Genomic DNA, 24,535 nt, shown 5'->3' on the forward strand with positions numbered 1-24,535 from the left:
TGACCTCATTAATTGTCCTTTCAGCTCTCTAATGTCCCTCCATGGATTTTTCTTCTAATTTCTTTTTTACAGCTTCCTTCATTTCCTTGAATGGCTCCACGGGATCCTTCTTGGACTCTCCCTTGATAGATGACATCAACTTGTCCTGCGCGTAAAACGTAAGGATAGGTTTCTCAATACCTAGACTTCCAGCGAAGGAATCTATCGTGGACTTAGTGAAGTTAATGTAGTCATCAATCTTTCCGTTCTCTAGCGTAATTGGCAAGAGGTTGAAAGGCTTCTCAGATAAGGAAAGCGCTACGGCCTCTATATCGATTATCGGTTTGAACCTGCTCTGCTTCGCCCCGAAGAGGAACTGTGTGAGGGTCAAATTCAACGCGTCGAGAGAGGAAAGGATCCTTTTCTCCCTCTCATTATCATTGCTTTTCTCCTTTTGCTTATTATCATCTATACAGAGAGTGTAACAACCTTCTTTTTCAGCGCATTTCAACGTTTGAGTACAACCTATTCCGTCGACATTTAGGTATCCAGTTAGCACGTAAGATGCGCTAGCCACTTCAACGTTGAAGAGAGATTGTTGGTCTATCAACTCCTTGGTGACGTACCTAACGTGGAACTCCGACGTTATTCCTACGCTCTTCACTGAGTCAAGTGAAGGTATCATGTAGCTGAACGCTATGTTAGATACCCTCTTAGCTAACTTACTTGGATTCATGAAGCCTGCAACGTCCTCCACGACGTCCTCCTCTATGACGCATAGCTCGTAGTCAGCTCCATCTTTATCTTCGCAGTTAGACCCTACATGAACGTTGTCTCCGGCACCTCTCTTAATGAATACCCCTTGCCTCGCTAAGGCATCTACTTTTAAACCACTCTTGGTAGCAATTTCAGCTAATTCCCACTGATAACCGTGAGCTATCATTTCGCCGCTAATTGCGGGAACGTAAGATATTACGTAAGAGTTGTTGTCTCTGAAGATAACTGGAGCCCTTCTGTGTCTTATGTAATTCCCTGCTGACTCTACGTTATTCAGGTCTTCAACGTTCACTAGGTACCTTATGGAGAATGAGAGCCAGCTCATTTCAACTACCACCCATGGCGAGTTCTACTAATTCTCTCGCGACGTATATGTTTTTATTCAATTCGTTCATGAAAGACTTCAGCTCGAACTCTGATGGAACAGAGACCCTTATATTTCCATCCTTTAAGAAAACGACCGGGGAAATGCAGTACTCCTTCTCATGTGAGGACTCGCCCTTGACTATCTCGTGAACTACGTCTTTATAACCTCTCACAAACAATTCCTTGATGTCTGATTGCTTGAGGATTGCTAAGCAAGGTATCTTGGCTTTCTCGGTATTTCTCGTCTTCCTATTGTAAATGAAAGCCTCCTTTTCCACAGCTGACTGCATGTATGATAGATACTCCCTAGTGGCTTGAGTTAAAGTGTCCTTTATTACGTTGGGATCTAAGGAATAGATTAGTGGGTCGAGGTAGCCGAACCTCCTCAAAACAGCATAAACCCTCAACATCTTTATTAATGAAAGATGGAGGATCTTCTTCTTTGTTTTCTGTGTTTCTACCATGGATTAATATAGGAGAATACTCACTAATAAATTTTGATGAATAAATCAGAAGTTTGGACAACAATTTTATTCACCTCCATAAAATTCAATTTTATTCAAACTAATACTTATAGATTTCGAGTAAACTGTATTGTAAATTATGAAGAATATTTTCAACTTGTTATTGTGTTCCTTGTTGAGTTCCATGATAAGTCCATGCTTTAAGCTTCTGAAAATCTACCAAGTTCCTCTTGCCAAACGTTTCAACCTCATGCCTCGCCAGTTGAACTCCTTGTAAGCTAATGCTTTATCTTGTACATGACCTTATCCATCCAATTCTCCAGTAAACATGAAAACCACTCCTAAACATGAAGAATAAGACAAGACCCATAATGCCTAACAACCCATTTCACCCTCAAAACCTTAATCAACAAGAAAATCATTCCTAACGTTAATCTTAAGCTCATAATTAAAGCAAGCTTGTGGAGATGGTAGAGTAAGGTGGCATGAGGTAATAAAGTCCTCCAAAAGTAAGAGGTTAAGGCTAATGCAATCCAAGGAGTGAAATCTTGGCTTAACATTTACCTTAAAAGGGAAGAGATAATTTGGGTGAGTAAATCAAACCTATTCACGTTCTCGTCCTAATAAAATAAACTCGTCCTCACCCTAAAAATACTTTTCAATAAAGAAAATTCAATTTATATCAAAACAATTAAATTGTTGTCCACACAAAGATATAGAAGGAAAAATTTTATCTTAGCTTTTCATCTTTTCCTTCACTGATGTCTAGAAGAGGATGAGATCCATGAAGGAAATATAGCCATTAAAATTAGAGTGTAAGATTTGAAAGCAATAAATGTTTATTAAGAATAAATACTAATGTAGTTTCATGGAATATGAGATAGATTTAAGAAAAATTCCATTCAACACTTATAGCGAGTTAATAAATAAGTTCAATATGGAATATTCCGGAATATTTTAATATTGGAGAAGCAATATTGGATAGAAATAACGACGATAGCATAGCTGTATACTACGAAGATGAAGAAGGGAATAGAAAAAATTATACATTTAAAGAATTAAACTTAATGTCAAATTCTTTCATCAAATTACTTTTGGAAAAATTTAAAATAAATCAAGGAGACGTTATAGGAGTATACTTACAGCCAAGAGTAGAAACAATAGTATCTCTACTTTCAATATATAGGCTTGGTTGCATTGCATTATCAATCTCTCCATTAATGGGAAGTGAGGCTGTAGAATATAGGATTAAACACAGTAACGCTAAGGTAGCAGTAATTGAAGGCTCTAGAAAAGACGTTAGAGAAAAATTAGGAAATATAAATTTAATAATAGTTGGAGATGAACAAAGACGAGAAAACGAGACTGATTTTGATGAGATTAAAAGACAAACAGGAAATTTTACCGCAGTAAAGACTAAGAGCGATCAGCCAGCTCAATTATTTTACACTTCAGGGAGTGCTGGTTTGCCAAAAGGAGTATTGCACGCACACAGATTTCTCTTAGGGCATATTCCTACATATCAACTATATTTTGAAATGGCTCCTAGAGATGAAGATGTATTCTATACACCGGCAGATTGGGGATGGATAGGGGCCATAGGTGACGTTATCTTGCCTTCATTATATTTTAAGAAACCTATAGTCGCATATAGAAGAGAAGGAAAATTTGATCCAAATAACGCTCTAGCAATAATGCAAAAGTATAATGTAACCTGCGCTTTTATTCCGCCGACAGCGTTAAGAATGATAAAAAGAGAGATTGAACATCCTGCAAAGGAATATGATCTCAAACTTAGAGCATTAAGTAGTGCAGGAGAAGCAGTAGGAGAGGATATAATCAATTGGGCATTAAAGGAACTAAGTCAAAATGTAAATGAGTTCTATGGATGTACTGAAGCTAATCTAGTAGTAACCAATAATTCTCTATGGAGGAAAATAGGATCATTAGGTAAGCCTTCTCCGGGACATGAAGTAGCCGTAATTGACGAGAGCGGAAAACCAATTATAGGACAAATTGGAGAAATAGCCGTAAGGAGAGATGATCCAGTTGTACTTTTAGGATATTTAAATAATCCAGACTACACTAAGACAAAATTTAGAGGAGAATGGTTCTTAATAGGAGACTTAGGAGTAATGGATGAAAACGGATATATATGGTTCAAAGGTAGGGCGGATGATGTAATAAAAGTGTCAGGATATAGGATAGGACCTGAAGAAATAGAAAAGATAATACTTCGACATCCAGCAGTCAAAGATGTTGCAGTAATAGGAAAACCGGATAAAATTAGAGGAAACATTATAAAGGCTTTTATCGTGTTAAAGGATGGTTATTCAAAATCTGATGAATTAGCTAGTCAAATTCAGCAGTTTGTTAAAAATAATTTGGCATCATATGCATATCCTAGAGAGATAGAATTTGTTAACGAACTACCTAGAACTGAGACGGGAAAGCTAAAGAGATTCAAATTGAGAAAAAGAGAAGGAGTTTCATAGGATTTCATGAATCCTCTTGAAGAGTCTATGCATCATTAACCTTATTTTTCAGATGAAAAAGTTGTAAAGTAATTTTCAATTAACACTTCATCTCGTGTTAGATATAAACGATCCCAGCCATTTTCTTTCACACTATACACACTTCATTAGCTTTCCCTTCATAGAGAAAGTTAAATTATAATAAGGAGAAGTGTGGTCAACAATTTCATTCACCTCTATAATTTTATTCAAACTAACACCGTGTGTGGACAACAATTTAATTGTTTTGATATAAATTGAATTTTCTTTATTGAAAAGTATTTTTAGGGTGAGGACGAGTTTATTTTATTAGGACGAGAACGTGAATAGGTTTGATTTACTCACCCAAATTATCTCTTCCCTTTTAAGGTAAATGTTAAGCCAAGATTTCACTCCTTGGATTGCATTAGCCTTAACCTCTTACTTTTGGAGGACTTTATTACCTCATGCCACCTTACTCTACCATCTCCACAAGCTTGCTTTAATTATGAGCTTAAGATTAACGTTAGGAATGATTTTCTTGTTGATTAAGGTTTTGAGGGTTAATGGTGGGTATTATTACTTGTGGGTTGTTAGGCATTATGAGTCTGGGCTTGTACTATTCTTTATGCTTACTAGTCTTAGGAGTGGTTTTCACGTTTATGTTATATTAAATGGTATTAACCTGGAGAATTGGAGGGATAAGGTAATCTTTGTACATGATAAAGCATTAGCTTACAAGGAGTTCAACTGGCGAGGCATGAGGTTGAAACGTTTGGCAAGAGGAACTTGGTAGATTTTCAGAAGCTTAAAGCATGGACTTCCATTTCTCATGGAACTCAACAAGAAACACAATAACAAGTTAGAAAAACATTCTTCATAATTTACAATACAGTTTACTCGAAATCTATAAGTGTTAGTTTGAATAAAATTGAATTTTATGGAGGTGAATGAAATTGTTGTCCACACACTCTCTTTTTCCCATAAATTCCTTTAATAAAGCTCGAAGAAAGAAGAAACCCTTAATTTTCTTGTATCTTATGTGGTTATTTATTCTCACTGTTAGTCTTTATTCGGTTGAGGCAATAATCTAATTAACCTTCTCTCAAATCACTTCCTCAAGTAAATGTTAAGGCAGTTCTATAATTAATGAATCTTGTCATACTTTTTGTTAAACAATTATTGTAAATTTCACAATTAAGTAAACAGTAAAACTTAAAAGATGTATAACTAAATAATATTTATGTCCTTACAACAATCTTCTAACGAAGAACTTCTGAACATAGCTACAAAAATCGCTATTTCCGCATCGAAACATGCTAAAGGGGGTGACAAGCCTGTGGTTGACCCAACCACAATTAATAACTTGTTAACTTTTATTCAATCCAGAAAAGACGTGAATGAATTATTGGCATTTATTATGAGGCAGACTGGAAGGAAAGAAATAGATCCAGACACTTGTAAGTTATTGTTACGATACTTAAAAGGGTTAAGTCTAGATAAAGCCACTCAATTATTGGGTTACGTGAAGTGGATTCATGAAACTCTTACCTCCGGAGATATTGGAATAAATAGGAGTAAGTTAAACGATGTGAAGAGTTTCTCAGAACTTGTAAAACTTATAGCTGAGTGATAAAATTATGAGCTGTGCTGACTTAGACGTAATTGACACCATTATAAAAGTTGAGGGAAAAATAGTAAACTTAACTCCTTTAAGAGTAGGTCAAGGTAAGTCACAAGAATTCACGGAGGCTACAGATAACCCAGTTATGAAAATAAAGGGAAAACCTGTAATACCAGGATCGTCATTGAAGGGAGCCTTTAGAAGTATGGTAGAGGCTTACGTCAAGTCATTGAATGATCAAAAATACAGAGTATGTGACATCAATGACGATAAGTGCACCTCTTGCGATGACCATAGTTATTGCATACCATGTATACTTTTTGGCTTCAAGGATTTAGCTTCACGAGTGTACATACTGGACTCTATAGCAGAGGAGTTCTCAATTGGACAGAGAACTATGGTCACAATTAATCGAGTATCCGGTGGGCAATTGACCGGGCATCTATATACGCTTGATTTCGTAGAGCCAAACTCTAAGTTCAACTTCTCCATGATGATATATAACCTAGACTTAGTGAACCAAGAAAAAGAGGATTGGAAGAGGGTTTCAGTAGATGCATTAAAATATGTACTAAAGACTCTCCTCACAGAAGGTATCTTCGTAGGAGGTCGGAAGAGTGTAGGATATGGTTTGATAAAGTTAACTGAGGGCAAATTAAAATTATACAAATCCCCAGACCTCTTAACTCCTAAAGAGTACGATTTAGCCAAGGTGATCTAATTGGTAGATTACACCTTCATAAGGAAGGATTTAGTGAAGAGGACAGTAATAATTGATGGAGAAATAGTTACGTTAGCTCCACTGAGGATAGGGGTTGGTAGGGGAGGTAGCTTGGATCCTACCAGTATCGCTAGGGATACGATATTGAAGGACCATAATGGAAAACCAGTTATCCCTGGTTCATCATGGAAAGGTATATTCAGATCTACCGGAGAGAGGTTATTATCATCGAAAAACGTTGAAGTATGCAGTGGCGTAGGAAATGATAATTGTTTAAAAAAGAAAGGATTAGATGATGACTTCCAAAACTTGTTAAAAAGAAATAACATTGATAAAGCGTTAGAAATGTTTTGGGGAAAAACTTGCCTAAATTGTAAACTCTTTGGAACGATGGGAGTAGTAGGCAATCTGAGATTCCTAGACTCGGTCGCAATAAACTACACCTTAGGTATGAGAACCATGATAGCGATAAGTAGGACTAAAGGAGCAGTTGCTAAGAGAGCATTGGTGCAAGTCGAATATGTTGAGCCTGGCTCAACTTTTACATTTAAGCTAATTGGATATAACTTACCTAGCTATGCTATCGGTTATATTGTTAATATTATGAAAACTATTAATGATGGTTTAACACAAGTTGGAGGACATAAGAGTAGAGGTTTCGGTTTCGTTAGGTTCTCCAAACTAAAGTTTACCAACATTGGTGAAAACAAGGTAGAAGAAGAAGACGTTAAAGTCGACTTAAATTCAGCAGAAGGAGATGGAGATAAGTTCTTCGAGTTAATGAAACCATTTATAGAGGTATTCCAGAATGCGAAGATCCCCTATCCAGAGAAATGAATACACCAAAAGAAACTCTAACGGCATAAGTGGTGTAATAGAGCTAAGATTATCAGTGAAGTCGGACTATTTGCACGTGGGAAGTGGATCCTCAACCTATAGGCTAGTCAAAAAAATAGATAATATTGACGCGTTGGTAGAAGACGCAATAGAGGGTAATATACCAGACCTCTCAGCCTATTTTTCGCCAAAACTCCACTTAATGACCAAGTATAGTAATGGTACATTCATAATTCCTGGGTCAACAATAAAGGGATTAGTGAGGACTAGACTGGAATTATCAATACCTGGAAGTTGTTATATAGTCTCTAAGGATGCTAGCAACACCTCTCAGACCTATAGGAATATATTTAAACCTAGAAAAAAGCCAAGAGACAGATTCGATCCAGTAAAATTTCCTAAAGTTTGCCCGGTGTGTGATCTCTTAGGAAACAGTGGCTTAGCTAGTAGAGTAACGTTTAGTGATTTCGTAGGAGAGAAAGTTAATTCTCAAAACGTTAAAGTAAGGGGAGACGAATATGAATGTGTTACAAAGAACTCTACTTTTAGGGGTAAAGTTGTATTTAAAGGATTGAAGAGTGTAGAAATAGGAATGTTACTCTACGGTTTTGGGTTTAGAATAGGTAATAACACAATTACATCTAAGACTATGTTATTAGGTAGGTTTAAGTTCTCAGATAGGCAGTTTGGAAGAGTTCAGTTCTCCCTCGTCAACTCTAATCCTAATTACCTTAATTACTTAAAGGAGTTCGTATCCAAATTTAAACCATTAGATTTCAACGAGGAGTGGTAAGATGAAGATCTGTATTCGTTATGATCTCTCAGTCGATTTAGATTGTAAAAACCTTAGTGACTATCTATTCGTAGAGGAAGTTAGTGAAGAAAGAAAAAATGATTATTCCCTCATAGAATGGAAAAGAGGGAAGTATATAAAGAAGGTGGTAAAATGGTCCTAAGAGGTAAATTATTACTACCAGACTTTAAGGTAGAGTTCGTCGACGAGAATAAGGTGAGTAAACTAAAAGATAAAATAGTGGACGTCTTATTCCAGTTGGCAACTCTTTCATGCGAAATCGCTAATAACGATGAGAAGAAGGCAATTGATATATATGCCGACGTATTATCCTTCCTCTATAAAATGCCAATGTTATTCTCATACTCGCCTCATTCCTCTAGTAAATACGTATCTAATGCCTCTGAATACTTCTTCATTTACGTTATTTTTAGGCATTTAGAGAACATTAGCTCATTAGAGCTTGAAGAGATTTTTAAACAGCTAGAGAGTAAGAGAAAGGAATACGACGAGTTGATTAGATATGTTATAACTTCAAATGATATCAGAGAAATCTATGAGGGATTACTTTACACTCCTGCTGATACTAGGCCAGGTTATAACTTCACTTCCCTTCTATCGCACCTACAACTTTCCTCCTTATTAGCTTGGGCTTTACAGCCTCAGTCGTTAGACCTAAACTACTTAAGAATAGCAGGACTCCTTCATGATATTGGAAAATTGATTGATCCCACGCATCACGTTACCGCCTCATCTGAAATACTAGAAGGTGTAATTGAGAGAGGTAAAAAGACCGGCTTATGTATGGGCCAAACATTGAAGAAAATATTAGATTTAATTAAACAACATCACGACCCTAATTTTGAAAACATTCTAAAAAAGGCTGATAGATTAGCTGCATCAGCAGATAGATTAAGTGCCATAGTCGAGAAGTACGTTAACCAGACCCCTATTGCGGCTTGTTATCAAGCATGCTACACTCGTAATGCTGACTTTAGTATATGTAATCAATGTATTGAAAATACTGGTAAGAATTATGAACAAGCTAAAAAGAATTATGAAGAGGCCAGCAAGATCCTATTTAAGCGGATAATCGCTGAGACCATTGAATTGAGTAGATATAAGAATTACACTAAGTTCTTCGAGTTTCTAAACACTCCAGAGATTAAGAAGGTTGAGCAAGGAAAGCTAGAAAGCCCTAAAGCTTACCTAGTTTACGTAGACTTTCCTGGGATTCAAAAGTTTATAACTAGCTTCCCTAAGTTAAGGGACATGTCATTTGCCAGTATGTTAGTTGATTTTCTGACCTCAGTTTACGCCTTCATACTCATTGATACGGAGCTCAGTAAGCTTGGAAAATCTAGAATACCAGCCGAGGCGTTACTAAGTGGCTATGGAGGTCACTCATATATCGTAGTAAGAAGTGATTTAGGCAAGGATCAAGTTAAGAAGTTATTTGAAAAAATCATTGAGCCTATCGACGTTAAGTTAGATGTGAAAATAGTTGATTTCATCTATGACAACTACGTTAAGAACTTCAACGAAGTATGGGCTGATATCCTAACACAACAGTATGAAAAGTATCTGATTAACTTCGACGAACAAGTATACTCCTTAGGTCTCCATGAGGTTTGTACGAGTTGTGGGATTAGACCAGCCATTGCTACGAGTGAAAACGATTCTCTTTGTAAGAGATGTAAATTCGTCAGGGATCTCTCAAACCAGAGAGGTTTCGTAGCCAAGGTTAATGCTGATTATTCATTGGATGGAACTTCAGTCAACCCATTAGAATACGCTCAAAAATATTTAGGAGATGATTATTTATCCTACGCCATGGAGTTCATCGCGGGATATAAGCAAAAAGAAGACACTAAATACGTGGGTCTTATAAAAGCTGATGGAAATAATGCTGGGGTGATTTTCATGACAAGTGTAACTTTCTCAGATTATATCGATAGAAGCTTTAGGCTGGATTATGGGATAAAGAAGTCATTTTATGAGACCATATCTGAGTTGGCTAAAGTAAATAAAGACTTGGCGAGTAAGGTCCTATCAGGTGTGCTATATCTAGGTGGAGACGACGTTATGATATTAGCTCCATCAATAATTTCCATACCATTTGCAGTTAAACTGTTTGAGAGAGCAGAGAAGAACACCGGATTCACGTTTAAGGTCGGGGTAATATCAGTTAAGCCACACCATCCAGTCCAATTCGCATATCACGCGGTAAATGAATTAATGGAGAAGAGTAAGATAGAAGAAGCTAACAAATCTTCAACATCTTGTTTAGTCTTCTCGTCAACACTAGCATCAGAGGGGGTAATTAAGACCGAAATCTCTAAATATAGGAAGGAAAAGTCATTCCTCCTAGTATCAAATGATTTAGATGACGTGAGGAAATTGTTAGATCTAATAACCAATAACCAAGAAATATTTAGCTTCATTTCAAGTATATATGATAAAGATAAGAATGCAAGTGAGGAAGTGAGGAAATTCATTAGACCTCTTGAAGACGTAGTAAGTTACGCTGACGCCTTATACGGCACTGACAGATATTTCTACGAAACCGTAGCTTACATGGTTAGGAAGAGGTCTAGGAGTGATGATGAATACGCTAAGAAACTATTAATGCTATTATTAAGTAAGATAAGTAAAAATACCATTCCACTTTACGATTACTACTTCATGTTAAAGACTATAAGAGTAGGGATAGGGTGAGGAAAGTGGAAATCATAATTCTCTTCAAAAACCTTACCTCCTTGACTATTGCAGGGGGAAGTGCAATAGGGATAGTAGATATTCCATTCAACGAATTGGGAATTCCCTCCTCATCAATAAAAGGGGTTATGAGAACAGCAATAAGTAACCTATTGCCAAATGCCTCGTGTGGTGAAATTGAACCTGGAAGATTAGAAAAAGCACATGGCTCCTCTCCCTGTGATGTATGCAAACTTTTCGGCTATCCTAATTCGAAGGATGGAGCATGCTTCACCATATTAGTGGATCAAGTTAAAGAGGAAAAACATTTGATCACAAGAGTATCAATTGATGATAAAACGCAAAAGGCTAAGGATGGTTCACTATTCACCCAACAAATCATAAAGCCTGGCGTAGAATTTAAGGCAACAATTATTTACAAATGTGAAAATGACGCTAAACTGTTTAACCTTTTACTCTACTCACTATCTGCATTAAGGTATTGGAGATTGGGTAGAAACGCTATGATAGACGTTAAGGTTTTGACTAAGAAAGATGAAGTGTGTAAAAAGATAAAATGTAACGATGAAACTGAAAAATTGTTTGATTCTCTATCAGATTACTTATGGGGGTAAGGGGCTAATGCATTTCGTGTTATTGAAAATAACGGTAAATAGATATATTACAGCTCAGCTGAGGAAAGTAGGAAACTACTACTTCTCAACAGTTGATTACATTCCATCAACTACGTTAAGAGGGGCTATCCTAGCTGAGTATTATTATCAGAAAGGGAAAATAGAGGAGGACTTCTTCGTGTCTCCAGGATATCCAATAAATACCTTACCATCCCATTACTTTAGCCCAGCCAAAGATAGAAAGGACAAGACTTTTATTGAAACTAAGAACGTGTTAGAAGAGAAGGATAAAGTAATAGGAGAGGGTAAAATATCTGAAGCCATGAAGGTAGAGGGAAAGCCTAAGATAGGGACTCTAATAACTTATAAAGAAGATAATGGAAATCAAAACTTTTACGAGCAATTCTCCGCTGAGTCAACAATCCAAATGCATGTGGCAATAGATAAGACGAGCATTACATCATATCAAGGCATGTTGTTTGCGTATGAGTATAAGAGATTTGGTGAATTGTGGGCATTAGCTAAGCCAAGTGAAGTGATAGATTTAGTTAAGAGAGTAAGCATAGGTAGAAGTAAAAATAGAACTAACAACATTGCTGAGGTGAAAAAGGTAAGGGATTTAGACTTAGATGATCCCAAAGGCTTATCCTATTGCCTATCCCAATGCGTACCATCACTTTTTGACAAGAAGTTCTTCGATTCTAAAGCGATCATAGGAGATACATCACTTTACACTGGTTGGTTTACTACTAATCTAATTTCCGGAACTAAGCCAGTCCTTAAAACCTTAAAGGAGGGTACGTTAATATATATAGATAAGTATTATGACTCAAGGATTATGGCTTCAGGTTTGAACTTCATCCTTAAAATACGTGATCTAAAACACTTACTAGATGAGGTGAACAAATCATGACAGAGGTCTATCTATATAGGTTAAAGTTTAATTTGCCAAATGGTCTAAGAGTTGGAGGAGTATATGACACTACTGAACCACTGAGGATAGGCAGTGAAGAATACTTAATACCCTCAAGCAGTCTTAAAGGAATGTTTAGAAGGGTCACAGAGATTGTATTAGGTAATGCTGATCACTTTAACCAACACTCTCAAGTCAATAATGTTTACAGTAAATATAAGGCTTTAATACAGAATTGCGAAAATAATCCTAAAAACTGTGTTGATGAAGTTGTTAAGATAGCTGTAGCCAAGGGAATAAAAGATGAAAAAGAATTCGTAAAGCTCTACAATCAATACAATTGCCCCATTGAGAGGCTTTATGGAGGAGACTACTTCGCCGGTAGTATAACCATATCTGACGTATTAGTTAAAACCAACAATATTGAAAGACCTCATGTAGTTATTGATAGAAAGGCTAAGACTAATTTAAAGAAGTATTTATTTACCGAGAAGATCCTGGACTTGAGATCAATTGAGGTTAAGGTAATCATAAGGGGGGAGGCAAACTATATACCTTGGATGAGAACTCTCAAGTTCATGAGAGAAGTGGGAACTTTCATAGGTAACAGCAAGTCTAGGGGAATAGGGTTCATACAATTGGATGATAAGGAGAGTAGTATGGCAAGAGTGTACTCCCTCTTAGATAAACCAATATTCAAACCATTAAATGATGAGCTGAAATGATGATATATTCCATGAAATTCGAGGTTGAACCAGAGCATGACGTTTTAATCCCCCCATTCACCTCAAAATTGGGAAGACAAATCCTAGTTCAGATGAGTAAAAATTATTCAGAAATAGTTGAAGACTCCAGACCATACAAGCCAATAAGAGTGAGTGTAATAAAGGATGAGACTGGAAAATTACTTTTTTCAACTGGCAATAAAAAGATTGTATTGAAAGGTAAAGGGAAATATTACTTCACTTTTTCCTTCATGAACGCCGCATTTCTTGAAGAAATACTTCAAAACTCACAAAAAGTATTAACTTTTTGGCAAACAAATTTCAAAGTAGAGCTAACCGACGTTAAGATAACTGAAAACGTCGAAATAGAAGATGCTAAGCTTTATAAAATCATTTTCCTGACACCAACATTACTACAACCATTGAGACCTTCTATTAAAAGGAAGAAGAATAGGTTCATATTATTCCCCTACCCCCCTTATCTAATTTCCTCCATCGTAAGGCATTGGAATTTCAATAATGACGAAAAGATATATAACGTGCTAGGTTCTAAAGCATTATACTACTTTCGAGAAGTGGATTATAGGCTAAGGCCAATAACAACATATTATGGAAACAAACCAGTAAGAGGATTCACCGGTTGGACAATATATCAGTTGTCAGCAAGAAAAAACAGCAAATTAAGAGAAAACATAAGAAAGCTCCTAGGCTATGCAAATTACTTAGGAGTAGGAAAAAGCAGAGCAATAGGATTCGGAGAAGTAAAAGTAATTCCTATCATCGAGAACCCTCCTAACAAGAAGATCCTTTAATAACTTCCAATCCCTTTTAAGATACTTCTTTGCAACGCCCTTACTTATTGTATCCACCTCATACTTCTTTCAATCCCTTTTGGGATGCATCTATTTCATCAAATTGCATTTCGTTTACAGAAAGAGAGCTTTCAATCCCTTTTGGGATGCATCATGGCAGAAGCAAAAGGTAAAAAAACATCTGATATTTTTTTCTTTCAATCCCTTTTGGGACGCATCATTGCTAGTGTCTCATGGTTAACTCCATGGGATTACCTTTCAATCCCTTTTGGGATGCATCTTGCACATCAGCCCATGCTTTCCCGCCGGGCATGCGCATTCTTTCAATCCCTTTTGGGATGCATCACTAGACGAAAGAGATGAAGAGGATATACGAAGAAGATATCTTTCAATCCCTTTTGGGATGCATCATTTATATGGGGCTATAGATACTATGTAGCAGATTATTATTTCTTTCAATCCCTTTTGGGATGCATCAGGCTACTATAGTGCTACACGAGTTAGTTGAAAGCTATCTTTCAATCCCTTTTGGGATGCATCGAGAGGAATGACTCAATTAATTACATTAGAAGAAATATTCTTTCAATCCCTTTTGGGATGCATCGACAAAAAGCCACTACTATTACCTCTGGTGAACTATGCTTTCAATCCCTTTTGGGATGCATCTTGATTTTACAGAGGTTGACAGAAAAATTCAGCTTATCACTTTCAATCCCTTTTGGGATGCATCAAAATATTAGTTCAGGCAGGATGGAGAAGGAGTATCTTCTTTCAATCCCTTTTGGGATGCATCTATTAGAGAACAAGTGGAAAATTATAAAATGAATGCATTCTTTCAATCCCTTTTGGGATGCATCGAATTATTTTGATTTATTTGTTTCAATATCATCACATCTTTCAATCCCTTTTGGGATGCATCATTACAAACATTAAAAGATATACCTGATATAGTTTTTGATCTTTCAATCCCTTTTGGGATGCATCTTTTTGAAACATCAATGCAAATTGAAGTTGTTGGAAACTTTCAATCCCTTTTGGGATGCATCAAAATTTGCCGTAAATAACACTGAAATAACCACAAGTAACTTTCAATCCCTTTTGGGATGCATCTTGTTTGTCGTCGATTAATATGCCATGTGATGCTAGACTGCTTTCAATCCCTTTTGGGATGCATCATATGTAAATCCAAATCTTAAGTATTTTGTTTTTTTAGACTTTCAATCCCTTTTGGGATGCATCTAACGTATTGCGCCGTGAGAAAAATTAGCCATAAAAATCTTTCAATCCCTTTTGGGATGCATCATACAAAATATGTATACATTATACGTTAACGCATTAATGGCTTTCAATCCCTTTTGGGATGCATCGAGACCATGTCCGGACCCATAATTGTCCAGGAACCAGATGACTTTCAATCCCTTTTGGGATGCATCGGATGCATCAAGTGGATATCGCCGACCCACAGTACTATCATTCTTATATTCTTTCAATCCCTTTTGGGATGCATCCCGGCTGTGAGTTTTGCACCGTTATCGCCCATGTGGGATATACTTTCAATCCCTTTTGGGATGCATCTGGTTACGATTATTTCCGTTTAGATAAAATTGATGTTTGCTTTCAATCCCTTTTGGGATGCATCTTGGCTACGATTATTTTCGGCTGGAGCAAGTTGATATGTCTTTCAATCCCTTTTGGGATGCATCGTAACATTAATAGGTGAAGATGTATTATTGACTAGAGGCTTTCAATCCCTTTTGGGATGCATCCTACCGGCGAAAATAGCTGCTGCCTTAGATATTGCGTATGGCTTTCAATCCCTTTTGGGATGCATCAGACTATGACACACATGACAGGGCAATTCTATATCTGACTTTCAATCCCTTTTGGGATGCATCACAGATGTTGACCCAATGGTATGGATAGCAAAAATAATACTTTCAATCCCTTTTGGGATGCATCAAGCGGAAGATATCTGAATATTTATGCCAATAGAATTTTCCTTTCAATCCCTTTTGGGATGCATCCAGACTTTTCCATCTTCGGTATGACCGCTTACCGCCTCTACTTTCAATCCCTTTTGGGATGCATCGGGATGTGAGTGAAAAATCGTATAATCCATTGATGGATACTTTCAATCCCTTTTGGGATGCATCAAAGAGAGAAAATAAAACAATTTATCAACTTAGTGGTGGGCTTTCAATCCCTTTTGGGATGCATCTTTTATTATTATTATATAAAGTAAATGTATAATAAATACTTTCAATCCCTTTTGGGATGCATCCTGCAGACGTGTTCATTATGGACTGTGAGGGCTGTGACTTTCAATCCCTTTTGGGATGCATCTTTTTGAAACATCAATGCAAATTGAAGTTGTTGGAAACTTTCAATCCCTTTTGGGATGCATCAAAATTTGCCGTAAATAACACTGAAATAACCACAAGTAACTTTCAATCCCTTTTGGGATGCATCTTAATCAGTTAAGCGTGTCAGTAGTAGAATATTTCCACTTTCAATCCCTTTTGGGATGCATCGGCGTATTTGTTTCTCGCGCAATTATAGCCATAAGTATCCCTTTCAATCCCTTTTGGGATGCATCATGGAAAATTGATGATCAATATTGGTGAGGACAAATTTATCTTTCAATCCCTTTTGGGATGCATCTAATATCCATCTTTGCACAACAGTTCGCGCAGCATTTGTACTTTCAATCCCTTTTGGGATGCATCAACTGACTATGAATACGGCGAACCGGAAAGGGCTTTAATCTTTCAATCCCTTTTGGGATGCATCGAAATTGTGCGAAAAGCAATAAGGCTATACTACGAGCAGACTTTCAATCCCTTTTGGGATGCATCAGCGTTGGCGGGTAATACGCTGACTTACATTAGTGATGACTTTCAATCCCTTTTGGGATGCATCCCAGGGTTACAAAGGCTAACATTGAAAATTAACTACGCAAGCTTTCAATCCCTTTTGGGATGCATCAATAAAGAGATTCAGCTGATCAAGAGACTGAAGGACGCTTTCAATCCCTTTTGGGATGCATCTAGTGAGACCAGGCGACGAAGTTATCATGAAACCATTAAGCTTTCAATCCCTTTTGGGATGCATCTCAGTTAGTATTAGCGGTGCTTCAGGGTATAAATAACTACCCTTTCAATCCCTTTTGGGATGCATCACTGTATCGTTATCTCTATGTTTTTTGTTGCTAATCTACTTTCAATCCCTTTTGGGATGCATCGGGGCAGACTTATTCCATGAAATCGCTTTGCAGTTGCAGAACTTTCAATCCCTTTTGGGATGCATCCTGATGAATTGAAAAAAGGATTAAAAGACAAAACTTATCTTTCAATCCCTTTTGGGATGCATCAAAAATAATTTGTGCCGATGCGTGTGATAAACTACAGTTGACTTTCAATCCCTTTTGGGATGCATCAATCCTTCCTCCTCGCATTCTCCTCTGTACATTTGTAACTTTCAATCCCTTTTGGGATGCATCAAGTGATTCTGCGCCATGCATTGCCAATAAAGTGTTCACGTCTTTCAATCCCTTTTGGGATGCATCATGATACTGAATCATGACCCCATCTTCTATTCTTTTAAAGCTTTCAATCCCTTTTGGGATGCATCATATCTACAATCATGACCGAAGCGCTATTGTCCTGGCAAACTTTCAATCCCTTTTGGGATGCATCGTCTTCTCTCTAAACCCACGAGTACATTCACAATAACTTCTTTCAATCCCTTTTGGGATGCATCCAGCACCCAAACATTTACAGACGAGAGACTACTGTAAGATTCTTTCAATCCCTTTTGGGATGCATCACGCGGTAAAAGCGCAACTATTAAGCGTGGTAGAAAAGTACTTTCAATCCCTTTTGGGATGCATCATACGGCATCACTGATGCCATGTTATCGGTAATGAAAACGTAGAAAAGTACTTTCAATCCCTTTTGGGATGCATCAACTTCACTCGCAAATAAGGTATCCGCGGGCAAAATCCTCCTTTCAATCCCTTTTGGGATGCATCAACACGAGACCAAAGCCCTCACATCCTGACGGGATAAACACTTTCAATCCCTTTTGGGATGCATCGTGAGGATCAACACACGGAGAAACCTTGGAGAGGTCTTAATACTTTCAATCCCTTTTGGGATGCATCCAGTCCCCCGCGCCCAGTGGGGAAGTTTCGAGTGAAAAACTTTCAATCCCTTTTGGGATGCATCTTACAATTCAAGTTGACGGGCAAACGCTCTCAGTAACCTTTCAATCCCTTTTGGGATGCATCGTTATTTGTTCTCCCAGTGTAGCTCCCGGTATTTGTGTCTTTCAATCCCTTTTGGGATGCATCTGATGTGTTTATTAATCTCTTTCCTTATTTTCTCCTTCTCTGCTAATAAGTTTTACTTTTTTTCCTACTTTTCTCATCCTACCCTATTTCCTAGTAATTTTCTTTCCCTTTTTTGGTTGGATGGTCTTTTAATTGAATTGAAAGTTATGGAGTGTTTTTAAACGTTTAATTTGTGAAGAGATTTTCAAACCTTCCGCATTGAGACTCGAAATTTCACGTTTTTATTACCAACATGAAAATAGAACTCCCTCCTTATAATTAATTTAAACTAAAGTACTATCATAGTAATATCACGTTAAAAAATCATTAAAAAATGATGGAATATAAGAAAAGAAATTCACAAGAAGAAACAAATAACCTTTTAAAGACATTTAAATAAACACGAAACCACCTAAAAACACACCAAACAAAAAATAAAAAATTTTCAACACAAAGGCTAAACCTATACGAAAAATTTTTACAGTATATTTATTATTGATTTTTACGCTTAAATACTATTTTATTTATATCTAACTTAAAGGTATTACATCAACTTGATTTACGTTAGCTAACTTGTGTGTGGACAACAATTTTGTTATTTGATATAAATTGAATTCTCTTTATCATAAAAGTATTTTTAAGGGAGAGTTCCTCATTAGAAAATGTTGGTGTTTAGAATCTCTAGAAAGTATGAAACAAGGAACACAATTACGAGATGGTTGGAAAATGATCTTCCATATTACAATTTACTCGAAATCCATAAGTATAAGCCAGAATAAAATTGAATTTTAAGGAATCAAATGAAGTGGTTGTCCACACACCGTAATTTCTAGGATAACCAATAATAGAAAGCTCACCAACAGAAGCTACATTAACTTTCATTTTCTCAAGATCAAGCCTATACGAGTTCTTAGGCATTAGCCACACTGGGATGTATCTTTGAAAAATTGCCTAGAGTTTTTCCTCCATTATAGACCGCAATAGCGTTCCTATAAATCGATGGCAAGCCTTGAGGTTAAATTAAACTTCCTTAGTTATCGATAAAGGGCATGATGTGCTTGCTTTACAATTTCCGTCTCTGGCTTCTTATTTAATCAGTCCATTACGAAATTGAGCGCTTTTTCATGACGAGAAACGAGGGAGAGTAGTACGGCTGAGAGATTCTGAACATGAACGTTGATTGGATCTCTATCCCCTCGTGAGGGATTAGATGAGCGCCCCTTAACCGAACTGCCCATAAGAGCATAAATGGACAATTAGGAAACTTTTGCCACGCCATAAATGGCTAGGCTTTCGTTCTTTTGTGACAATTCGTGCAAAGTATATACATATAATTTATTGTTTGAACAATATATTATGGTTAGGCTGATCGCTACTCTGGGTAAAACTGTGGGTGGTCCAATAGAGACTTTTGAGAATTTGGTTAACGCAAACTATATCTCTGCCTTTCCTTCTCATAAGGTTGATATAAATGAGGTAATAGTGATTACGACTAAAGAAACTGAGGAAACATTTTATGTTCTAAAGTCAGTATTTCTGTGTTGTGCAAACTTCACTAAGGTGAGAGAGGTTACTTTACCTTTTGATGATATAACAGCCCCTGATGATTTCATAACAATTAGGGAGAAGGTTAGGGAAGTTTTGAGGGCTGGGGATTACTTAGACTTTTCAGGTGGGAGAAAGGCGATAAGCGCAGCTGCAGCATTAGCTGCAAGGGAGATAGGAGCTCACCTAGTTACTAGCATTATAGATGAGGATGAGTACGATAAGATTAGGAAGAGATATTATGAGATAAAGGATAAGGCTTTAAGTATCTACAACAAGGGGCAATGTATAAGTTATTTATGTGATCTGTACATTAGTAAAGCTAGAACAATAGTTTTATTTTAAGTTAATGATAAAAGAACTACAAACCTCGCCTTTTAAGGTAAAAGGTTTTAAATAATAAAAACAATTTCCTTCTATGACGCTTCCTTCTGGTGAATTTCCTATTTCTTTTCTCGTCACATCTAATGGAGTATCTCCCTTAAAGGGGAGTAACGCCTTAGACCTAGGAAGAACCCTCGCAGGGCGGGGAGTAGGTCAGAATATTTTCGTGGTAACATTACCAGAAAAATAAAATATAAAAAGTTGTCGGTGAAAAGGGAAATCTTACAGACGACACAGGACTAACTTGTTTTAAGAGATCTAAAACAACTTCGTCGACGCGCTTGAGGTTGACGAGTAGACAAAAACCTCTAGAAAGGGGGCGCTCATCTCTCCTCTAAAATGCGTCAACACTTTAGCTTATCCAAAAAGAAGAGATTACCCGAATATTAATTCACTCAAAATTCTCCTCAACTCTTGAAGCAACAAGTCGTTGTCACCGTTAACTATATTGTTAATTTTTTCGTTGTCTATTTTAAACACCTTCACCTCAGGTGGAAGGTCAAGGTTTCTAACGTTCGATATAACGAATTTCACCACGTCTTTGCCTTCTTCCTTATCTATTTTCACGAAATTCAAAACGTTGCTTAACTCCCTTCTGCTTAAGCTATTCATGTTGGTAATCTTAATGTCCCCTATGTACACTTTATCCTTGGTCATAAAGTAAATGTCCGGAGTAACTCCTTTTCCTTCCAACCTTTTTCCTCTAGGGTGTACGTATTCGATGCCAAATTCTCCTTGTAATTTTATCAATCCATTTCTAATCAAGGACTCTAACTTTCTGGACAAATCCTGAGGATTTTTTATCTGTGAGGCACTGCTCAAGAATCTCGCTATACAATCTGACGAAGAACCCACGCAGTTCTCCTTAGCTCTATTGTAAAGATCCCTAGCATTTTTCAGAATATCGTTAACCTTTAGGATCTCAGGATCAGAGGACTCGTTTACAGCCTTAGCTAACATATCAGCGAACTCTTGGCAATAGGCTGCAATGATTCCCTTTTCCTCCTCTTCAGTTATTGGAGTGGAGAGTTCTATCCTTAAGGCGTCCAGAAGCCTTCTCCTAATGGCGCTGTCTTCAATGGACGTGAGGACACCTGGAATTAAAGTGAGGATAAGCTTGAACTTTACATTAGAGTTAAGCAACCTATGTAAAGGTTTAATTATTCCATCAGCGTTTCTCATTTCGTCTATAAGCAAAACGACTTCCTTTCCCAGCATGCTCACGTCGGCAATGAAATTAGACACGTCGTCTAGGGTTTTGGAATAGGAGTTGCAGTAAATCCTAAAGGCGTAAGCAAAGTTATCCCCGTAGTCCTTTTTCTTGCACTTTTGTTTTAGCCACGTTTTGAACTCTTTTGAGAGCCGCGCTAAACCCGTGTAACCGATGTTTTTCTGATTCCTATTTAGAACGTTGTAAGCTTCTTCCTTGAGCTTTTTAACGTTAGCGTTTTCCCAAAACTCTCCAACTAAATCGTCTTTTCCAGCCAAGTCTAGAAAAATTACGTGGAATCCGCCATCAGTAGAAAGTTTTTCCTTGAGGGAGAGAATTACTGCAGTTTTCCCCATCCCAGGCTCTCCGACAATTACTCCAACCCGGAACTCTTTTTCCTTTGACACGGCCTCATATAGCTTGTCTACTGCATCTATCCACCTCTTTCCTCCTAGCCTTGGCTTGCTGTCCCACCTAGTCACGGTGTACTCTGGAAAGTCGCATTCCGTTATTATCACCTCTTCTTCACAATTCCGTATAAGCTCCCGTGAATGAGTATTCCCTCAGAGCCTCCATCTATCAGCTGATAGTTTTTCAGTATGTAATCCCTAAATTTTCCGTAAAACTGCTCCTCAGTCATTCCTAGCTGTTTCCTTATTTCCTCCAACCTTGCGTACCCAAAGGAATCCTTAACTTCGTCGTAAACCCTGTCGAAGTCCTTTTCGCTCTTTGAATCTCCAAAGTAACTCTTGAACGCCTCTAGTACTGCCCTTTTTACAATTGCCTCTATTTCCTTTTCTAAGCTTGACAGGTCAAAGGTTTGCTGAGAGGTTTGAGTTTGCGAGTTGGACTTGACTGTTGCAGGTTTTACTTCATTAGCATAGTACCTTTTATTCCTCTTCTTTATCTTATGCGAAGAAAGCAAGTTGTCCAAGAGCTTCTTTACTTCCTCTCTCGTGTCTTTGTCCTTCGAAGATCTGGGTTTTATGCCCAATTTTTCATAAATGTCCGAAATTGAAATTCCCTGTTGGCCAGAGGCGATTATGATTTCCAGTATCTTTTCCTCAGTAATCTCAGCCATTAAAATCTATAAGTTTTCAAAATTAAAAATTTTTATGTTTCTAAGCAAGAGTGTGGACAACAATTTCATTCACTTCCATAAAATTCAATTTTATTCAAACTAACACTTATAGATTTCGAGTAAACTGTATTGTAAATTATGAAGAATATTTTTCAACTTGTTATTGTGTTTCTTGTTGAGTTCCATGGGAAGTGTGAGTCTATGCTCCCTAGTCTAAACGAAAATTTAATTTATATCAAAATAACAAAATAGTTGTCCACATACACGACAAGAAACTAAAACTTCATTAATAGTTTAACTGCCCTTAAAAAGTACTGACAACAAAACTAGTAATATTTCCATAATTAGACCAATTGTGAGTTTTCTAAGTATGTACGAATAATAATTTTATTTTTTCGAAATAAATTGAATTTCACTCATTGTAAAAAGGTTGAATACTATACGGTTTTGCTTTTCATCTACCTTCTGAAGACTTTATTTAAACTCTTTTTATCCTAACTATGTCCTTTAACCTATCCCAGTCTTTATCGTTGCTAATAACAGTGCAACCTAACCTCCTAGCTACCATAGCATTTACTGCGTCACCCAAATTTACGTCCCTCTCAAACATTATGTTAATAGCCTCCTCAATATCCTTAAAAGAAACCTCAACTACTACATTCCTTATGTAGGACAGTATAAGATTTAGAAATTTTACATAACCTTCCGCTCTTAATTTCTCTCCTTTATTAAGTTTCTCAAGGTATTTCTCACGTATAACTGAGGCTAATTCGACAACAGATATTAAACTAACTACAAACGGTTCTTTAATGCTCACAAACTGCTTAGACACTAGGACATCAGTATCTAAGAGATATTTTTCTTCCATAACGTTAACCTAAATATTTCATGGCTGAGTTAGAAAGCGCTTTCTCTGCCTCTTTATGAATTTCTTTAAAGTCCAACTCAGCAACTAATCTGAGGAACTCTTCTTTGAAGAAATCTGAAGCTTTTTTACTTACAGCCTCAGCTAATTCTTCATTATCTGTTAAAAAGTATCCATTACCAAGGTCAACTAGGTAAACCTTTTTACCTTTATATTCAGAAATGTAAATTCTTCCTTTCTCGTCAACCTTCTTCTCAATTTTTTCCCCTATCATATTCCCACTAATATATTCTTTGAACCTCTTTATTAACTTTTCTATACTGTATTCGAGTGTGGACAACAATTTAGTTATTTTGATATAAATTGAATTTTCTTATCTGAAAAGTATTTTTAGGGTGAGGGCAAGTGTTATTTTATGAAATATGTTTAATTTCCTCACCCAAATTAATATCTACCCTAAAATGTTAAGCTAAGGTTTCGTTCCTTGGACGAAATTATACTAGACCTCTTACTTGTCAATTTGGAGGACTTTATTACCTTGTTCTTCACAAGTTGGGTAATGGGCTTAGGCTTGACGTTATGGTGATCATTTTCTTGTTGATTTTTAAGGGTGAAATGGGTTGTTAGGCATTATGGGTCTTGTTGTATTCTTCATGTTTAGTCTTAGGAGTGGTTTTCATGTTTACTGGAGAATTGGAGGGATAAGGTTATCTTTGTACACGACAAGGCATCAGCATACAAGGCGTTCAACTGGTTTAGTATAAAGCATGAGGTTGAAACGTTTGGCAAGAGGAACTTGGTAGATTTTCAGAAGCTTAAAGCATAGACTAGCAAGCATGGACTTCCATTTCTCATGGAACTCAACAAGGAGCACGATAATGAGATGGTTAAAAGTGTTCTTCATAATTTACAATTCTATTTACTCGAAATAAGCATTAGTCAGAATAAAATTATGGAGGTGAATGAAATCGTTGTCCACACACCCCCTATTATCGAAAATTATGACCTCATACTGCGATGCTAGACCATTTACAATTATAGGTCCCCAACTCTCTAAGTTTCCCAGATAGCCCATGATCATTATAAGTGGCTCCCCACTACCATATATCTCATAGTAAATATGTATGTTGTTTACTGGAGCCCAGCCGAACTCCTTGGGAACCAAGTTGGAGTAGTTTATTTGAGGCGGTGTTTGTGATATACTTAACGGGATTCTCGTAGCTAATGCGCCTGCTATTGCACCAGCACCTAAAATCTTAATAGCGTCTCTCCTGTTCATGGCTAT

The 24,535-nt window shown here is 36.9% G+C and carries 20 protein-coding genes, 1 pseudogene and 1 CRISPR repeat array; of the genes and pseudogenes, 14 read left to right on the forward strand and 7 right to left on the reverse strand.

Annotated features, from left to right (window positions below):
- Positions 1-28: 28 nt before the first annotated feature.
- The gene (locus SUSAZ_10275) at positions 29-1,093 is read right to left on the reverse strand and encodes a CRISPR-associated protein (protein AHC52234.1); all 1,065 of its coding nucleotides are present in this window, start codon (positions 1,091-1,093) and stop codon (positions 29-31) included.
- Positions 1,083-1,586 carry a hypothetical protein gene (locus SUSAZ_10280; GenBank protein ID AHC52235.1) on the reverse strand — a complete coding sequence of 168 codons (504 nt, stop codon included), beginning with the start codon at positions 1,584-1,586 and terminating at the stop codon, positions 1,083-1,085. Before SUSAZ_10280 ends, SUSAZ_10275 begins: the two co-directional genes overlap by 11 nt.
- Before the next feature lie 895 nt (positions 1,587-2,481).
- Here SUSAZ_10280 and SUSAZ_10285 point away from each other — a divergent pair.
- The 13 genes and pseudogenes from SUSAZ_10285 (at position 2,482) to SUSAZ_10345 (ending at position 20,284) form a co-directional block, all read left to right on the forward strand.
- A pseudogene (locus tag SUSAZ_10285) lies at positions 2,482-4,081 on the forward strand (AMP-dependent synthetase).
- 391 nt (positions 4,082-4,472) lie between these two features.
- Positions 4,473-4,874: a hypothetical protein gene (locus SUSAZ_10290; GenBank protein AHC52651.1), complete on the forward strand. Its 402-nt coding sequence runs from the start codon at positions 4,473-4,475 to the stop codon at positions 4,872-4,874.
- Positions 4,875-5,321: 447 nt separating this feature from the next.
- Positions 5,322-5,711, forward strand: a complete 390-nt coding sequence (locus tag SUSAZ_10295) for a hypothetical protein (protein AHC52236.1) — start codon at positions 5,322-5,324, stop codon at positions 5,709-5,711.
- Positions 5,704-6,423, forward strand: a complete 720-nt coding sequence (locus SUSAZ_10300; GenBank protein ID AHC52237.1) for a CRISPR-associated protein — start codon at positions 5,704-5,706, stop codon at positions 6,421-6,423. The genes SUSAZ_10295 and SUSAZ_10300 overlap by 8 nt, the downstream gene beginning before the upstream one ends.
- Positions 6,424-7,260, forward strand: coding sequence for a CRISPR-associated protein (locus SUSAZ_10305; protein AHC52238.1), 837 nt, complete (start codon positions 6,424-6,426; stop codon positions 7,258-7,260).
- Positions 7,232-8,053, forward strand: a complete 822-nt coding sequence (locus SUSAZ_10310) for a hypothetical protein (protein AHC52239.1) — start codon at positions 7,232-7,234, stop codon at positions 8,051-8,053. Before SUSAZ_10305 ends, SUSAZ_10310 begins: the two co-directional genes overlap by 29 nt.
- 153 nt (positions 8,054-8,206) lie before the next feature.
- Positions 8,207-10,771: a phosphohydrolase gene (locus tag SUSAZ_10315; GenBank protein ID AHC52240.1), complete on the forward strand. Its 2,565-nt coding sequence runs from the start codon at positions 8,207-8,209 to the stop codon at positions 10,769-10,771.
- A gap of 5 nt (positions 10,772-10,776) precedes the next feature.
- A complete protein-coding gene (locus tag SUSAZ_10320; GenBank protein ID AHC52241.1) occupies positions 10,777-11,385 on the forward strand; it encodes a hypothetical protein in 609 nt (202 codons plus the stop codon).
- A 7-nt stretch (positions 11,386-11,392) separates the two neighbouring features.
- Positions 11,393-12,298 (forward strand): hypothetical protein, encoded by a 906-nt coding sequence (locus SUSAZ_10325; GenBank protein AHC52242.1) that lies wholly within the window; start codon positions 11,393-11,395, stop codon positions 12,296-12,298.
- Entirely contained in the window at positions 12,295-13,023 is a 729-nt protein-coding gene (locus SUSAZ_10330) for a hypothetical protein (protein ID AHC52243.1), read from the forward strand. The genes SUSAZ_10325 and SUSAZ_10330 overlap by 4 nt, the downstream gene beginning before the upstream one ends.
- On the forward strand, positions 13,023-13,835 hold the full coding sequence (locus SUSAZ_10335) for a CRISPR-associated protein Cas6 (GenBank protein ID AHC52244.1): 813 nt from the start codon (positions 13,023-13,025) through the stop codon (positions 13,833-13,835). The genes SUSAZ_10330 and SUSAZ_10335 overlap by 1 nt, the downstream gene beginning before the upstream one ends.
- 3 nt (positions 13,836-13,838) lie before the next feature.
- Positions 13,839-18,186: direct repeats of the CRISPR family, unit length 25 nt; unit sequence CTTTCAATCCCTTTTGGGATGCATC.
- Positions 18,187-19,521: 1,335 nt separating this feature from the next.
- On the forward strand, positions 19,522-20,055 hold the full coding sequence (locus SUSAZ_10340) for a hypothetical protein (protein ID AHC52245.1): 534 nt from the start codon (positions 19,522-19,524) through the stop codon (positions 20,053-20,055).
- 73 nt (positions 20,056-20,128) lie between these two features.
- On the forward strand, positions 20,129-20,284 hold the full coding sequence (locus SUSAZ_10345; protein ID AHC52652.1) for a hypothetical protein: 156 nt from the start codon (positions 20,129-20,131) through the stop codon (positions 20,282-20,284).
- 185 nt (positions 20,285-20,469) lie between these two features.
- On the opposite strand, the gene SUSAZ_10350 is transcribed toward SUSAZ_10345, so the two are convergent.
- Together SUSAZ_10350 and SUSAZ_10355 are read right to left on the reverse strand one after the other, a co-directional pair.
- On the reverse strand, positions 20,470-21,822 hold the full coding sequence (locus SUSAZ_10350) for a hypothetical protein (protein ID AHC52653.1): 1,353 nt from the start codon (positions 21,820-21,822) through the stop codon (positions 20,470-20,472).
- The gene (locus SUSAZ_10355) at positions 21,819-22,385 is read right to left on the reverse strand and encodes a plasmid protein (protein ID AHC52246.1); all 567 of its coding nucleotides are present in this window, start codon (positions 22,383-22,385) and stop codon (positions 21,819-21,821) included. The genes SUSAZ_10350 and SUSAZ_10355 overlap by 4 nt, the downstream gene beginning before the upstream one ends.
- A 138-nt stretch (positions 22,386-22,523) precedes the next feature.
- On the opposite strand from SUSAZ_10355, the gene SUSAZ_10360 reads away from it, so the two are divergent.
- Entirely contained in the window at positions 22,524-22,637 is a 114-nt protein-coding gene (locus SUSAZ_10360) for a hypothetical protein (GenBank protein AHC52654.1), read from the forward strand.
- A gap of 226 nt (positions 22,638-22,863) precedes the next feature.
- Here the strand turns inward: SUSAZ_10360 and SUSAZ_10365 are convergent, their stop codons facing one another.
- The 3 genes from SUSAZ_10365 to SUSAZ_10375 all read right to left on the reverse strand — a co-directional run bounded on the left by SUSAZ_10365 (position 22,864) and on the right by SUSAZ_10375 (position 24,529).
- Positions 22,864-23,169 carry a hypothetical protein gene (locus tag SUSAZ_10365; protein AHC52247.1) on the reverse strand — a complete coding sequence of 102 codons (306 nt, stop codon included), beginning with the start codon at positions 23,167-23,169 and terminating at the stop codon, positions 22,864-22,866.
- An 88-nt stretch (positions 23,170-23,257) separates the two neighbouring features.
- Positions 23,258-23,590, reverse strand: coding sequence for a hypothetical protein (locus SUSAZ_10370; protein AHC52655.1), 333 nt, complete (start codon positions 23,588-23,590; stop codon positions 23,258-23,260).
- Between the two features lie 579 nt (positions 23,591-24,169).
- The gene (locus tag SUSAZ_10375) at positions 24,170-24,529 is read right to left on the reverse strand and encodes a hypothetical protein (GenBank protein ID AHC52656.1); all 360 of its coding nucleotides are present in this window, start codon (positions 24,527-24,529) and stop codon (positions 24,170-24,172) included.
- Positions 24,530-24,535 lie beyond the last annotated feature (6 nt).

Source organism: Sulfolobus acidocaldarius SUSAZ (assembly GCA_000508305.1).
GTDB lineage: Archaea > Thermoproteota > Thermoprotei_A > Sulfolobales > Sulfolobaceae > Sulfolobus > Sulfolobus acidocaldarius_A.